At 36.2% G+C, this 15,804-nt stretch carries 11 protein-coding genes; 3 read left to right on the top strand and 8 right to left on the bottom strand.

Features of this window, described 5'->3' with window-relative positions:
* Positions 1–25: 25 nt before the first annotated feature.
* A complete protein-coding gene (locus tag ACTTG8_RS08075) occupies positions 26–787 on the bottom strand; it encodes an Rpn family recombination-promoting nuclease/putative transposase (protein WP_442561618.1) in 762 nt (253 codons plus the stop codon).
* 321 nt (positions 788–1,108) lie between these two features.
* On the opposite strand from ACTTG8_RS08075, the gene ACTTG8_RS08070 reads away from it, so the two are divergent.
* Both ACTTG8_RS08070 and ACTTG8_RS08065 read left to right on the top strand, forming a co-directional pair.
* Positions 1,109–1,786 carry a response regulator transcription factor gene (locus ACTTG8_RS08070; RefSeq protein ID WP_442561617.1) on the top strand — a complete coding sequence of 226 codons (678 nt, stop codon included), beginning with the start codon at positions 1,109–1,111 and terminating at the stop codon, positions 1,784–1,786.
* Positions 1,783–2,925, top strand: coding sequence for a sensor histidine kinase (locus ACTTG8_RS08065; RefSeq protein WP_442561616.1), 1,143 nt, complete (start codon positions 1,783–1,785; stop codon positions 2,923–2,925). Before ACTTG8_RS08070 ends, ACTTG8_RS08065 begins: the two co-directional genes overlap by 4 nt.
* A 105-nt stretch (positions 2,926–3,030) precedes the next feature.
* On the opposite strand, the gene ACTTG8_RS08060 is transcribed toward ACTTG8_RS08065, so the two are convergent.
* From ACTTG8_RS08060 to ACTTG8_RS08040, 5 genes are all read right to left on the bottom strand, one after another.
* Positions 3,031–5,166: a methyl-accepting chemotaxis protein gene (locus tag ACTTG8_RS08060; RefSeq protein WP_442561615.1), complete on the bottom strand. Its 2,136-nt coding sequence runs from the start codon at positions 5,164–5,166 to the stop codon at positions 3,031–3,033.
* A 240-nt stretch (positions 5,167–5,406) separates the two neighbouring features.
* Entirely contained in the window at positions 5,407–7,551 is a 2,145-nt protein-coding gene (locus ACTTG8_RS08055) for a methyl-accepting chemotaxis protein (RefSeq protein WP_442561614.1), read from the bottom strand.
* A gap of 288 nt (positions 7,552–7,839) precedes the next feature.
* On the bottom strand, positions 7,840–8,709 hold the full coding sequence (locus ACTTG8_RS08050) for a sugar ABC transporter permease (protein WP_442553643.1): 870 nt from the start codon (positions 8,707–8,709) through the stop codon (positions 7,840–7,842).
* Positions 8,709–10,055 (bottom strand): carbohydrate ABC transporter permease, encoded by a 1,347-nt coding sequence (locus ACTTG8_RS08045; protein ID WP_442561613.1) that lies wholly within the window; start codon positions 10,053–10,055, stop codon positions 8,709–8,711. The genes ACTTG8_RS08050 and ACTTG8_RS08045 overlap by 1 nt, the downstream gene beginning before the upstream one ends.
* Positions 10,056–10,160: 105 nt before the next feature.
* Entirely contained in the window at positions 10,161–11,483 is a 1,323-nt protein-coding gene (locus ACTTG8_RS08040; RefSeq protein WP_442561612.1) for an extracellular solute-binding protein, read from the bottom strand.
* A gap of 486 nt (positions 11,484–11,969) precedes the next feature.
* Here ACTTG8_RS08040 and ACTTG8_RS08035 point away from each other — a divergent pair, with 486 nt between their 5' ends.
* On the top strand, positions 11,970–12,968 hold the full coding sequence (locus ACTTG8_RS08035; protein WP_442561611.1) for a LacI family DNA-binding transcriptional regulator: 999 nt from the start codon (positions 11,970–11,972) through the stop codon (positions 12,966–12,968).
* Between the two features lie 67 nt (positions 12,969–13,035).
* Here the strand turns inward: ACTTG8_RS08035 and tig are convergent, their stop codons facing one another.
* Positions 13,036–14,169: a trigger factor gene (gene tig / locus ACTTG8_RS08030; protein WP_442561610.1), complete on the bottom strand. Its 1,134-nt coding sequence runs from the start codon at positions 14,167–14,169 to the stop codon at positions 13,036–13,038.
* Positions 14,170–14,297: 128 nt separating this feature from the next.
* Positions 14,298–15,804 (bottom strand): metal-transporting ATPase (locus ACTTG8_RS08025; protein WP_442561609.1); only part of this gene is annotated, 1,507 nt, incomplete at its 5' end.

The raw sequence follows: 15,804 nt of genomic DNA, 5'->3' as shown, positions 1-15,804 counted from the left end.
GAAAACAAAATAAATTTTATCTCATTTAACTATTGACATTTATTAGCTGGACTTTGTCCTCTTCTGTAGGAATGGTTAGTTTTTCACCTGTCAGACTTAAAATCAGTTCAGTTACTTCTTCGGGATGGTTTACCTCTATGTTTCCTGCCGTATGGTTACTTCCTTTTACCATATAATCAACAATCAGCTTAAAATCTTTCTTAAATTTATTTATATCATCTTCTGTCATTTTTTTCAAGTCTATGAGATTAACCTTATAATCACTTACATACTTCTCAAATACTCCCTTAATCTTGAGTCTCTTTAACAGGGTTGTTTCATATTTCCATTCTTTCTCACCATAGTAGATTACAAAAGTAATTACCGGATAAACATCCTGTGTTGCTCCTGACATATTACCGGTTTTGTCAGCTCCTCTAAGCTTTCTTTTTCTTCTTTCTTTCTCAGCTAGTTGGGTCCTATAAGACGCTCCATCGTATGAAAGGACTCTAAATACCATATTTGCATCCGGCACATCCTGGTTTTCAATTCCTATTAGAGAAATTATCATATTCTCTTTCTTCCATAGTTTTACCACATCCCTGTCCTGAATCCTAAATTTACTGTCATCTCCTTTGTACCGACTCCATCCGGATAAATCAAGCAGTTCGTTTTCTTTTATTACCTCCTCCCCATCAAACATAATCCCATTTACAAACTCTGCAAATACATCATTGAACATAAACAACTTTTTTTCTAAAATATCCTTCTCCCCCAATTTTTCTCCTTTCCACAATGCATATCCCATCGCAATTACATCCTTGGATTTAAATAATTGAATTTTTTTGAAATACTAAAATTGTAATTTTAAAATTCTGAACTGATAAATGTACTCTAGAATCATTATCCGACAAAACTAATAAGAATTATTATAATAAATTTACTACAATTTGTAATCAGCATTTTAGACAAAAATATGAGTTAGTAATATACAATATAAACAAAGAAAGACTGAATAGTCACATTTCAAGTTTTTAATTTTTTCACAAAATAGTTGAATAGAATTTTTGTTTACTATATGGTATTATGGTACAGATGATAAAACATATTGATGTAAAGGAAAATAAATATGAGAATATTAGTAGTTGAAGATGAAAAAGAACTTTGTGAATCTATTGCAAAAGGATTAAGACTTGACGGATATGAAGTAGATACTGCCTTTGATGGAGAAGAGGCTTGGGAAATAACCTCAGTCGAAAGCTATGACCTCATAATCCTAGATTTAAACCTTCCCAAAATGGATGGGATGGAAGTTTTAAAAAATATACGGAAAGAAGATAACGAAACAAGCATCCTCATTCTTTCTGCAAGAGGAGGACTTAAAGATAAAATAGACGGACTCGACAGTGGTGCAAACGATTATCTCTGTAAACCTTTTCACTTCGAAGAACTTGAAGCAAGGGTTAGAAGTCTTACAAGAAGGAGAGTAGTACAAAATAACCTCATTCTTGAATGTGGGGAGATTTCTCTTGATACCAAGGCTCGCACAGTATCTGCAAAAGGTAGCGAACTCTCTCTTACAAGAAAAGAACTTTCAATTCTTGAATACCTTATGCTACACAGAGATTGTCCGGTAAGCCAGGAAGAACTGATAAACCATGTATGGGATGGAAGTGTAGATAGTTTTAGCAACTCTATTCGTGTACATATTTCCGCTCTCCGTAAAAAACTAAAAGCTGCATTAGGCTACGACCCTATTATCAATCGTATAGGGCAAGGCTATCTTATAGGAGGGGAGTCGGAATGAAAAAAGGAATATCACTTCAATGGAAACTCACTCTAATGACCGCCTGTATGGTAATAGTTGCCTGCCTTTCCATAAGTTACTTTATAAGCAATTCTGCTGCAGTATATATGAATGAAATAGGCAACTCAGCCATCGCAATACTTCCCAGTGGCAATTTTTCTGAAAGCAAAACCGGTGATTTAGAAGTCCATCTCGACCCAAAAGCCATTCTTTCAGATATGGTTAAAAGTACACAGATAGAGTTTTGGGCAAAAAGCCTGCTTATAACATTGATTATAACATTAGTAGGAAGTTTACTGATGTACTTCATTGTCGGCTATGCTCTTAGCCCACTAAGCCGATTTACCAGACAGATAGAAGATATACAGGCAAAAAATATCCAGCAATCCATACTTCCACAAAGTAAATCCATAGAAATTGTAAGGCTTACTTACGCCTTTAACAGACTTCTTAAGAGACTCGGTGATACCTTTATTGCACAGCGTCAATTTTCAGCAAGTGCAGCCCACGAACTAAGAACCCCTCTTGCTGTAATGCGTACAAAATTTGAAGTATTTGCAAAAAACAAGAACCTTACTCCCGATGACTGTAAAGATGCTATATGTATGGCAAGGACACAGACTGATCGCCTCTCTCATGTAATAGATATTCTTCTGGAAATGACCGAACTTCAGTCTGCTGAAAAAAATGACCATATAAATTTGGAAGAACTTGTCGAGGAAGTAATATGCGACTTGACAGCTGTAGGCGAAAAGAAAGGCGTATCTATTACACAAAATATAGGCAGTGCCAAATTAACAGGCAGTGATACTCTTATATATAGGGCTATTTATAATCTTATAGAAAATGCCATTAAATATAATAAAGATAATGGTAACATCATAGTTTCTATAAAGGAAGAAAATGAATTTGCCAAGGTAATAATTGCCGATAGTGGTTCTGGTATAGTTAGAGAGGACTGGGAAAAAATATTTGAGCCTTTTTATAGAGTAGATAAGTCCAGAAGTCGTGCTATGGGTGGAGCCGGCCTTGGTCTTGCACTAGTAAAAGAAATAGCTATTCAACATGGGGGCAATGTAAAGGTCTTAGAAAGTTCTGAAAACGGTACAAGTATAGAACTTAGCTTATATAAAGGTTAATTCATCTAAGTAATGTATACGGTACAACTGTCAAAAGTATAAAAATTCTCTTGCAAGCTTGCTTACAAGAGAATTTATTTTTATACACACATCATATATACAATACTACAGTCTGAACTTTGCAACTTCTTCCTGCAATTCTACTGCAACATTTGCAAGGTTCTCACTTGCTCCGGAAATCTCTTCCAAAGACTGTACCTGAGTAGCTACGGCTGCTGCTGCCTCTTCTGTAGTAGCTGCATTATCTTCAGCCACAGCAGAAAGATTTTCTATTGCCTTCATTATTACAGCATTCTTATCTTCAATTTCCTTAGAAGACTTATCAAGTGTTTCAACTATGGACTGACTCTTCTCAATAGCCTCAGAAATCTGCTTGAACTTATCACCTGTTTCAGCCATCTTTTCATTCTGACCTTCCATAAGCCCGGCAACGCTATTCATTGTATTTACTGCTTTTTCTACATCTAACTTAAGAATATCTATATCTTTTCTTATATCTTCTGTAAATCCGGCACTCTGCTCTGCAAGTTTTCTTATTTCATCAGCAACAACAGCAAATCCTTTACCCTGCTCTCCGGCTCTTGCAGCCTCTATAGCTGCATTGAGTGCAAGAAGATTTGTTTGATCAGAAATAGACTGAATCATCTCTCTGGCAGCAGAAATTCTTTCAGCACTAGCATTTGTCTTAATTATTATTTCATGTACTTCTTCAGCAGCTCTATTGTTTAGTTCATTAGATGCTGAAAGCGCTTTAAGACTCTCATCTCCCTCATTCTTCTTATCCATAATAAAATCCATAGATGCTGAAAGATCTTCGAGTGTTATTAACATCTCTCCTAAAAGTCTACCTGATTCTTCTGCACTAACTACTGCACTCTGAGATTCCTGTGCCTGAACTGTTGCACCTTCTGCAATATTAGTTACTGCATTGCCCACTTCTCCTGCTGCATCAGCAGTAGACTGTGCTGTAGCTGTGAGCTCCTCTGCCGTAGCTGCTGTATTCTGAGCATTGGCATTAATATTTTGTATGATAGAAACAAGATTATCTACCATTTTTTCTAAAGCCTTTATTATATTCCCTATTTCACCCTTATCTGAAACATACTTATCAGCCTCTTTCTTTTCTTCAACAAGATCAAGGTTATATTCAGACATCTTTACTATCATTTTTTCTACGAGCGAAAGTGGTGACATTACCTTCTTTATAAGAAGAACAAAAATAATAGCTCCTATAATTAGGGTAGTAAGAATGCTCACTATGATATTAATTATCATATTTTTATTTGCATCTCTATTTGCATAGCTCACAGAAGTTACAGAGGCAAAGGCCCATTTAACCGAAGTTCCTACACTATCTACCGGAATAAGTACTACCTTCGTATCCTTACCTGTTGACCCATGTGTAGTTCTCATAACCGTCTCCTGATAGTTTTGAGCTGATTTCACAGCCTCCGAAACTTCAGAAAGATTTTCGCTTATATTTTTAAGTATTCTGTCTTTATCAGACGAATCTGCTACATAAGTTCCCTTATCTGTAACAAGTATTTTATAGTCTTCATTATTATTTTCCTCAAGTCCTTCAAGATATGTCTGTATGTCATCAAGGGCAACATCTGCAATAATTACTCCATAAATTTTGCCTTTCGCTATTATAGGATATGCATAGGTAGTAGACAATTTGCCATCATCCGAACTATAATAAGGCTCCATAAAAACAATTTTGCCTTCTTTCATTGGAATTTTGTACCAGTCTCTATCCGTATCATTTACAAGGTCTATACTACAATTTTCCCTATCACCATAAACATAGGCAGTAAATCTCCCCGGGTTCTTAATAGCATCTTTACCGTCGAAGGCATTTGGCTCAAAATATATTCCAAGTCCATATAAATATCTATTAGTCTTATACATCTGTTTCATATTCCCAATAACAGATTCTCTGTTTCGGTCATAAGAATTTTCATTTTCTATAATACTTTGTATTACTGCTTGAAGATCACTTCCTGTCTGATAGGCTGCTGCAAATCTTATTTCAAGCTGTTTTGCAAGCTTTCTAGTTTCTTCCAGCTTATTTTTTTCACTACTTGCTGTCGTTTCCTGGTAATTGTGAAGAATATCCGCTGTGGCCTTTGTTCCAAGTATAATTAATAAGATTATAGAAATTATTATTCCTACCTTAAATCCTATACTGTGCATTCTGTTTTTAGAACCATTCTGTTTCAATTCTTTACTTTTCCTCATTTTTTCTTCATTCGCCTTTCTTTATCATTTATATTTAATTATATAGTCAGCCTATAATGAGCTACGGTATTTATTCTACTACAAAGAATTGCAATCTACAAGTCTTAAGTCTATTTACTCTTATATATTTATCAAAAAAAGAAGTGTAACACCACTTCTCTCCCTCTCACATTTCCTATTAATACATAAAAAGAGACTATAAGCCTAAGCTTATAGCCTCTTTTAACTAAACCCTTAATTTTAGAAAGTAAATCTTGCTACCTCATCCTGAAGATCTGTTGCAATATTGGCAAGGTTCTCACTAGCCTGTGAAATGTCACCAATAGACTGAACCTGAGTATCTACAGATGCTGCTGCCTCTTCTGTGGTAGCTGCATTTTCCTCAGCTATTGCTGAAAGATTTTCAACCATCTTAGTTACATTTTTGTTTTCTGATTCTATTGTTCTTGATGCATTATTTATCTCTGTTACTATAGCTTTGCTGTTCTCTACAGCTGCTGAAATCTCTTCGAACTTCTCGCTAGTTTCAGAAACTTTCTCGCTCTGTTTCTTAACCATCTCGTTAGACTGTTCCATCATACTTACTGCTGATTCAGCCTTATTTTTAAGTTCATCAATTACCTGCCTGATTTCGCTTGTAAATCCTGCACTCTGCTCTGCAAGCTTTCTAATCTCATCTGCAACTACTGCAAATCCCTTGCCTGCCTCACCAGCTCTTGCCGCCTCTATTGCAGCATTAAGTGCAAGGAGATTGGTCTGATCTGATATAGACTGAATCATTTCAGATGCACTTGATATCTTTTCAGTGGCTCGGCTTGTTTCCTCAATCACATTGCTTACCTGATCAGAAATCTTATTATTATCATCAGTAAGTTTTACAAGCTCTTTAAGTGTAGCATTACCATCATTCTTACACTTATCTATAGTATTTGTAGCCGTTGACAATTCCTCTAAGGTTTCTATCATCTCTCCTAAGAGTCTATTCGATGTTTCTACTGAAGCTGCTGCTGTCTGTGTATCCTGTGCCTGACTTGTAGCTCCATCAGCTATATTGGTAACTGCTACTGCTACCTCTCCTGCTGCATCTGATGTAGACTGAGCAGTTGCTGTAAGTTCTTCGGCCGTAGCTGCTGTATTCTGAGCATGTGCATTTATATTTGAAACTATGCTTGTGAGGTTCTGACAAAGCTTTCTAACACTCAATATTAAGCTCGCTATCTCATCTCCACTCTTATCATACTTCGCATTCTCTTCTCTCTCTGCATCAAGATTGAGATTGTAATCAGCAAGCTTTCCAAGTGCTCTGCTTATAACTGCAAGTGGAAGTGAAACCATTCTTCTTAAAAGAATAAAGATTATAATAGCAATAAGTACTATTACGGCTATATTTATTATTATACTTGATATTGCATTCTTTACAGCTGTCTCTGTCATTTTACTCTTAGATACTACTGACTGGAATACCCAGTTTTCAGGAGTACCTTCGGTATTTACAGGTATGTAAATAAAGATAGAATCTTTGCCCGTAGTGAGTGAAGTATGTTCTGCCTCCGATTCCTGCAAACTCTGTGCTGCATCTATATGAGATTTTACTTCAGCATCGCTATTTAAATCCTTCATTATAAAGCTGTTATCAGTAGAATGTGCTACAACAACTCCCTTACCTGATGTAAGTGCTGTAAAATCATCAGGACCATTCTCAGGATCTTCAGCTAGCACAGCAGAAATATTAGTAACATATATATCTGCAGCAACCATACCTACCATTTTATCATTTACTTTTAAAGGCATAACATAAGTAGTAACTATATTATCGCCTTCTTTATATGGCTGTGTAAAAGTAGTCTTTCCATTAGCCATACCAATCTTATACCACTCTTCATTAAAATAATCATAGTAGCCTTCTTCGGAAGTATTACCATTCTTATCTCTTTCTAGATAAACAGCCATAAGACCTTTTGGATTTTCAGCAGTTATATGCTGTGCATCTTTACCATCAAAAGCATTTGGCTCAAAAAAAGCACCAAGAGAACTAATATGTGGATTAGCCTCAATAGCTCTTCTAACAGCAGTTGCAACAAAATCTCTACTTCTCCTTTCTACAGGTACAACATTCATACTACTTTCAATTGTGTTGTCTATTGCCTTTGCTGTGTAGTATACAGCTATAAACTCCTGTTCAAGCTGCTTAGCAAGTTTTCTTGTCTGCTCATATTCAAGTTCCTTATTAGTCCTAATAGCTGTATTATAACTTGATATCGCATCATAAGCAGTTTTAATTCCAAGGACTACAATAAGAAGTATAGAGATAATAATACTTATCTTTAATCCTACACTTTTTACTCTTCCGTTGCCTGACTTCATGTCAGCTTTTCTCTCTTTCATGGTTGCCCCCCTTAACTATAATAAATTAATGTCACATAAAAAACTATACCCCTATTTTATCATTTTTTCAAGACCAATTTGGGATTATTATCGTTAAATATTGTATGAATATCAACAGTATTTTACTTGATTTTGTTTTTTAATGTAATATTGTGTGGCTAAATCTATATATTTTTCTATTATTTTTTATATAATATAGCTAATTATCATTATTTTCAGATAAACGCAAATCCGGCACACTGCTTTTACAATGTACCGGATTGATATCCTAAAAAATATTATTATAACTTAACCCTTTACAGCTCCACCCATTCCATTTACATAGAACTTCTGTAAGTAAAGGAAGAGAAGTGCTATAGGTATGGATATACAAACTGCTCCGGCTGCAAATCTAGTATACCAAGAGCCTATATACTCTTTGCTTAACATCTGCCAAAGACCTATTGATACCGTAAAATACTCTGACTCAGCCCTGCAAATAACCTTAGCGGCGATAAAGTCTACCCAAGGTGAAATAAAAGCTGTAAGCACTGTAAATACTATAACCGGTTTAGATAAAGGAATAGTTACCTTAGTAAATACTTCCCACTTAGTAGCACCATCTATCATAGCTGCCTCATCAAGTGCCCTAGGAACTGTATCAAAGAAACCTTTGGCTATATAGAAACCAAGTCCTGCACCTGCTGAGTAGATAAGCACAAGTGCAACCCTTATCATAGGTCCTTCTGAAAGTCCAAGTGACTTAATTATATAATAAACAGCCACTATAGCCATAATTCCAGGGAAAAGTCCGAGTATCATAGCCATGTTCATAAACGGTTTTCTTAAACTAAAACGAAGTCTTGAAAGACAGTAACTTACACAAAGTACAAACACCGTTGATACCATACAAGAAAATATAGCTATAATAAAGGTGTTCATAAACATCTTTGGAAAATTAAGTACGGCTGTGTCTGTAAAAAGTTTTATATAATTTTCAAAACTCAAACTATCCGGAAAAATTCCCACACTTTTCTTAGGTGTAAGACTCTTAAGTACAACCCAAACTACCGGAAGTACCCATATTATTGAAAGTACCGCCAAGAAAACATGAACAAAAATATTAGTAATTATTTGGCGTACCCTGTATGAAGACGACATTTTTGCTTTTGTATCCATTATTTGAACGCCTCCTCATTCTTATAAGAACCACTTCTGTGGTAGGTTACCAGTGCAACTACGGACAGGATAATAAAGGTAATAATACCTATTACTGCACCTGTATTGAAATACTGCTTATCAACTGTCAGCTTATACAGCCAAGTAATAAGAAGATCCGTTTTACCGGCAGTATCACCGACATCAACAGGAGCACCTCCTGAAAGCAGATAGATTACATTAAAGTTATTGATATTACCTGTAAACTGCGTAATAAGATAAGGAGTAGTTACAAACAACATATAAGGAAGTGTTATCTTCCAAAAAATAGTCACTGTATTAGCTCCATCAACCCTAGCAGCCTCATAGAGTTCCTCCGGAATATTCTGCAAGATTCCTGTTACTTGTAAAAGTGTGTATGGAATACCTACCCAAAGGTTGATAACTATTACCGTAATTCTTGCCCACATCGCATCTGTAAAAAACGGAAGTGACTGGTTAGTTTCAAGGAAACCTATTGCCCTAAGTATCCTATTAACATCTCCATCTGCACCGAGCATTGTCCTCATTATCATAAGAGAAACAAACTGAGGAACTGCTACTGAAAGTACAAAGCAGAATCTCCAAAATCCCTTAGCTCTTGTGGCCTTTCTGTTTATGATAAGACCCAAAATCATACCAAGTATATAGTTAAGTGAGGTAGCAAATACTGCCCACACGACTGTCCAAATTAATACTCCCCAAAAAGACTTACCTACCTCGCTGCCGAGAGTAAGCACATCCTTAAAGTTATCAAGTCCAACCCAGTCAAAAAGCACCAAATGGTCACCCTTAACAGAGTAGCTTGTAAATGCCATACTTATCATATAAATAAGAGGCATAATTGTAAACAATACAATTCCAATAAAAGGAGGTGTCATAAGAAGCTTATGTAAATCCTGATCAAAAAGATTCTTTACATCCTCTCTAAAACTTAAAGGTTTTTTACCTGCCTTTTTCCTAAGTTCAGCCTCATACGAACTCTTAACTGCTGTTACTAAAACAACTATAAAGAAAATAGTTATAACTATTGCAAATATACCATAGAGCAGCATAAGCACTGTATTATCTCCTGCTGTATATTCATATATCTGCTTTTTCTCATTCCAAACCTCTTCTTGAGGAGTGCCTCCAAGGCTTATAAATCTCTGAATATTATAAATTCCGACACTTGCCAGATAATAAATATAGGCTGCCTCTATTCCTAAAAACATAAGCCCCTTTAATATCTGTCCACGCACCAAATTTCCAAGTCCCAGTATTAAAACAGATAGCTTGGTAAATACATCTCCCTTCGACACTGCTTTAAAGAATTTCACATCTTCCATGTTGTATTCCCCACACTCTAATATTATTTGTGTAAACTGTTACCTATCTCAATTTTACCATAGATGCGTGCCCTTTACGAACACGCACCTATTAGTATAAGTTTCTTATTTAGTATTAAATGCAGTATTAAGCGCCTCTGTCTTCTCAGCAGCATTATCAGCTGTAACATCTCCTGAAAGGATTGCCTTTCCCATATTCTCAGCATTTGCCCAGTAATTAGACATACCTGCTACGAACGGCTGCATAATAGATGTATTTGCTACTGTATTTCCCTGTGCTACTGCAAGTGCATCTGCAGCGATTTCAGCATCTGTAAGAAGGCTGTTATCTGTAGGAATGGTCTTTCTTATCTTATAGTGCTCTTTCTGAGCCTCTGTTCCACCAAGGAAAGATGCAAGAGCAACTGCTACCTGAGGATTCTTTGTGTTAGGATTTACACCGATAGCCTTAGATCCTGCAAAACTTCTAAGCTGTACTTCATTTCCATCAATCTTAGCTGTAGGAAGCTGTGCAATACCTACATTCTCCTCACCAAGAGCATCAACTACATTGTTGTAATCCCAAGCACCTGTAAAGATAGCATTTACACTTCCGTCCTTAAGACCCTTCATACCTGAACCGTTATCATCATTAGAGAAGTTTTTATTCTTTACAAGCTCTACAAGATACTTAGTAACTGCTGTAGCCTTATCTCCACTATAGTCAATACCTGCATTAGCATCGTTGTTTCCACCAAAGAGTGTACAACCGTTTGCTGCATAGAAAGCTACATTGTACCAACCATTTGCAAGTGGGAAAGAAACCTTACCCTTTTCAAGCATAGTCTCAAGATTCTTTATATCGTCCTCTTTGAACACTCTCTTATCATAATACATAAACCATGTATTAGATGTAAATGGAACAGCATATACTCCACCTTCATAAGTAACAGTATTTACCATAACTTCTGAATTCTGAGCCTTAACAGCATCAAGAGCACTTCCACCGAGCTTTGAAATAGCCTTAGCTGCTACAAGATCACCTATATTATCATTTGCAAGCATATATACATCTGCTGCTGCTGTAGGATCCTGTGTTACCTGTGTTCTTGCCTCACCCTCAGGGCAAACGCCATACTTAAATGTAAGTTTCCAGTCCGGATGAGCCTCTGCAAACTTGTTGCACATATTGCCAAGCCAGTTGCCGCTCTCTTCTGCCTGATCTTCCTGTGGACTCCACACTGTAATTGTAGCCTCAACTGCCTCTTCAGCCGCAGGAGCAGAGCTTGTCTTGCTTGCTGTAGACGCTGTAGCACTGCTTGTCTTAGCTGCACTGCTTGTCTTAGCTGCACTACTTGTCTTAGTATCAGCAGGCTTGCTACAAGCTGTAAGTGATGCTGCCATTATTCCTGCCAGCATAAGTGATAAGATTTTCTTTGACTTTCTCATTTGATTATTCCTCCTTTAATCATAAAACGGTTTTGGCACTCTGCTACCTCTTCTGCTCTTCTTGCCGCCACAATAAAAGCATCTAAAACAGCCTTCAACCATCAACCACAAGAGTTTCGAAACTTTACGAAACTACCTTTTCGTTTTATATTATCATTATCTTCCAATATTGTCAATATTTTTTTGTGCATTTAGTATATAAAATCATTTTTATTCGATAAAGGTTTAAATATTTTCTCTATTATTCCTGCATAAAATTATAATTTATTATTTTGGTTTATAAATTTTCCCAATTTATTTAGACTTTTTAACTATCATACAACTTTGTTTTTTGTTCTAAATTAGACATCTTTTTGTGTTTTTTATATACAATTTGCAAAAATTTATTTTTATTTTATATTTTCACCTTATTTCTATTGCAACTTGCACAAAATAGGCTTATACTTATTTCGTAAAATTTCGTAAAAAGCTAAGGAAGGTTTCACAATGATTACTATCAAAGACATAGCTAAAGAATTAGGAGTTTCTCCCGGTACAATTTCAAAGGGATTAAATAATGCTCCTGATATCAGTGATGCACTTAAACATAAAATCATTGACACAGCAATTTCTATGGGCTACAAAAGCAGTAAACTAAAATTAGGAGGCAGTGGCAAAAAAGTCTGTATTTTTATGGAAAATATGGATTACGAATCTTCCGGCCAATTTGGTTTTGACATTGTCACCGGATTTAAACAAGAGGCAGTTAAAGAAGGTTTCGAAGTTGCCCTACTTCCCATTTCTCCTGCCTTTCAGGGGAATGAACGCTATGATTCTTTTATGTTAAAAAATGGATTTGCCGGCTCATTTTGTGTGGGTTTTGCCTTAGAAGACCCTTGGCTTAAAGATTTTAAAAATACAACAACTCCTACTGTACTATTTGACAATTATATACCTAAAAATCCAAACACCTGCTATATCGGTACTGATAGTACAGAAATAATGGAACTCATAATTTCACATCTTTCACATTTGGGACATAAAAAAATAGCCTTCCTCAATGGTTCAAAAAATTCTCTTATCACTGAGCAAAGAATGGAAAGTTTTTACCAAAGTATGCAAAAAAGAAAACTTACAGTAGACCCTGACCTTGCGATCTACGCCTACTTTGTTGCAAGAGTTGCAGAGGATCATATCGACAACATACTGCAAAAAGGAACTACTGCTATAATTTGCGGAAATGATGTAATAGCTTCAGGTGTTTACACAGAGCTGATGGGCAGAGGGCTTTCCGTACCTGAAGATATAAGTGTAGTCGGTATAGATGATATACCCCTTGCTTCTCTTTTAACTCCTCCCCTTACCACCATCAGACAGGAGAGATCCCTGCTCGGACGCTCTGGTTTCTTTGCCCTTAACTCAATTATGACTCACAACATGGCAATCAGCCGTAACCTCCTTCGCCCTGAATTAATACTGAGAGGCTCTACAGACTTTGCAAAATAACAAAGTGCCATAAAAGTCAAAAGCCATCTGACAACACTGTACCTTGTTGTTAGACGGCTTTTTATATTTATTTAGTTACTTCTTTTCCATTTTGCAATAAGAATTCTCCTACTTTATCATGCAAAAGCAAGTTTATAAGATTTTCTTTTCCTACCTGTTTCTCATATTCTGAAAGTTCCATGCTTTCTTTAGCTCCACTACTTTCATAATACTTATTAAGAGCTTCGTTATATTCGTCTTCAGAAACATTTATTTTTTCTGCATCTGCAATTGCTCTTATTACAGTAAGTCTCCTGGCAGATGTATTTGCCTGACTTCTAACTTCTTTTTCAAAATTCGCTTCATTACTCTTAAGATTATTTTCAATAAAATCCTTCATCTCAAGACCATTACTTGCTGCAACTTTATTCCAATAATCTTTAATCTGATTATCAAATTTATCTTCTAATTCTTTTGGCACAGACTTAATAGCCGTTTCTGTCACTATTTTATCAATAAGTCCACGCCTTATTTGTTCATCGGACTCTTGCTTTTTACTCTCTTCAATCCTCTTTTTTATATCAGCCTTATATTCTGCAACAGTCTTAAACTCAGTATTAGCCTTAACCAGCTCATCTGTAAGTTCTTTAGGGGTATCTCCTAATATATAATTTATCTTAACCATAAAAACCACTGCCTTACCTTTAAGTTCTTCGCTATGATACTCTTTTGGGAACGTAAGATTAAGGTCAACTGTTTCTCCGGGTTTCTTACCTACAAGACCCTCTTCAAAACCCTGAATAAAAGAGCCTGAACCTATGTTTAGATTATAGCCCTCAGCAGTGCCACCCTCAAAAGCAACCCCGTCTTTCTTGCCTACATAATCAATATTAGCTGTATCTCCGTTTTTAATTTCCCTATCTGTTATTTTCTTAGGATAATTTTTAAGAAAAGCTTTAACCCTTTCTTCTATCTCTGCATCAGTCGCTCCCGTATCCACCTTTTCATACTCAAGCCCTTTGTAGTTGCCAAGCTTTTCTATATAATCAGATGGGTTAAAGTCTAAAGCTGCCGTATTTACATTGTCTTTTGTACTGCTTACTACACTTCCCGATGCAGAACTTGCATTACTGCTTTTATTGTTCTCTGTATTCCCTCCACAAGCAGTAAAGGCTAATGCTACCATAGTTATTGCCGTCATTAAATAAATTCTTCTTTTCATTATGTCTTTTCCTTTCTTTTAGAACCAAGATATTATTATATAATCAGAGCCATGTTCTTCTGAAATATAACGTATTTTGCAATTCTATCATAAGATAAGCCAAAATGAAAGCTTTGTTTTGTGAAAAATCAGTGTATTCCTGTAACGGTATAACCACCCTTCTCAACAGCCTCTTTAAGAATAGTGGTATCCACTTCTTTAGTAAGGCTCACCTTTGCATTCTTATTTTCAAGGCTTACCTCAGCCTCTACTCCCTCTATTGCATCAAGTGCATCTTTCACATGCTTTACACAGTGCATACACATCATTCCCTCAATATCAATTATTTTTTCCATAACAACCTCCTGTTTTTTAATTTTTTCATCTGTCCATACATTTACAGCCACAACTTCTACCTCTTTACTATCAGGCACTATCGCTTTTCCGGTTTTAAACTTAGGCTTAAAAAACCTTAATCTAAGCGAGTTGCTAAGCACAAAAACTGATGAAAAACTCATCGCAAGTGCTCCTATCATAGGATTTAGCTTAAGTCCAAAGCCTTCAAAAAACAATCCTGCTGCCACCGGAATACAAATAGCATTGTAAAATAATGCCCAAAACAGATTTTCTTTAATCTTTCTTACAACCTTACTACTTAGTTGTATCGCATAAGGTACATCATTTAAATCGCTATGCATTAGTATTATATCAGCAGTATCTGCTGCAATATCTGCTCCTGTACCTATTGCAACTCCTATATCTGCTCTTGCAAGAGCCGGTGCATCATTTATACCGTCACCTACCATCATAACCTTTTTTCCATTTTCCTGCAATAGCCTTATCTGTTCTTCTTTATCTGTTGGTTTAACCCCTGCTATTATCCTGCCTATACCGATTTCTTTACCAATCGCCGTTGCTGTCTGCTCATTATCACCGGTCAACATAACTACATCTATGCCTGATGATTGAAGTTCCTTTACTGCCTCCCTACTTCCTGCCTTAATTATATCAGCTATCGCCACAACCCCCATTAGTTCTTTTTTCTCATCTCCTCTTGCAAAATATAGAACTGTCTTACCTAGGGAGTACATCTTTTCCACAGTTTCCAAAAACATATCTTCATTTATTCCAAGCTCTTTCATATAGTCCTTATTTCCTGCAAATACAGTTTCAGAGCCTATCTTGCCTCTTATTCCTCTACCTTCAATAATTTCTAAACTATCTGCTTGTTTTATTTTAACATTTTTTGCTTTAGCGTACCCTATAACAGCATCTGCAAGAGGATGTGAACTTGCACTTTCTAAGCTTGCTGTAAGAAAGATAAATTTTTCTTCATCAATCCCATTTATAAATACATCAGTAACCTTAGGCTTACCCTCGGTAATTGTACCTGTCTTATCAAGCACAACGGTATCTATTTTATGTGCTACTTCAAGGCTTTCGGCTGTCCTTATAAGTATGCCCCTTTCTGCTCCCTTTCCCGTACCTGCCATTATAGCCGCAGGAGTTGCAAGCCCTAGAGCACAAGGACAGGATATTACAAGGACTGCAACCGCCATATTAAGTGCAAATGAAACATCCTTCCCCATTGCAAGCCAAATTATAAAAGTCACTAAAGAAATTCCCATCACCACTGGGACAAATACTCCACTTATC

The organism is Catonella sp. (assembly GCF_052173895.1).
Classification (GTDB): domain Bacteria; phylum Bacillota; class Clostridia; order Lachnospirales; family Lachnospiraceae; genus Catonella.
Note: the sequence above shows the minus strand (reverse complement) of the source record. Positions and strands in the feature narration are given on the sequence as shown.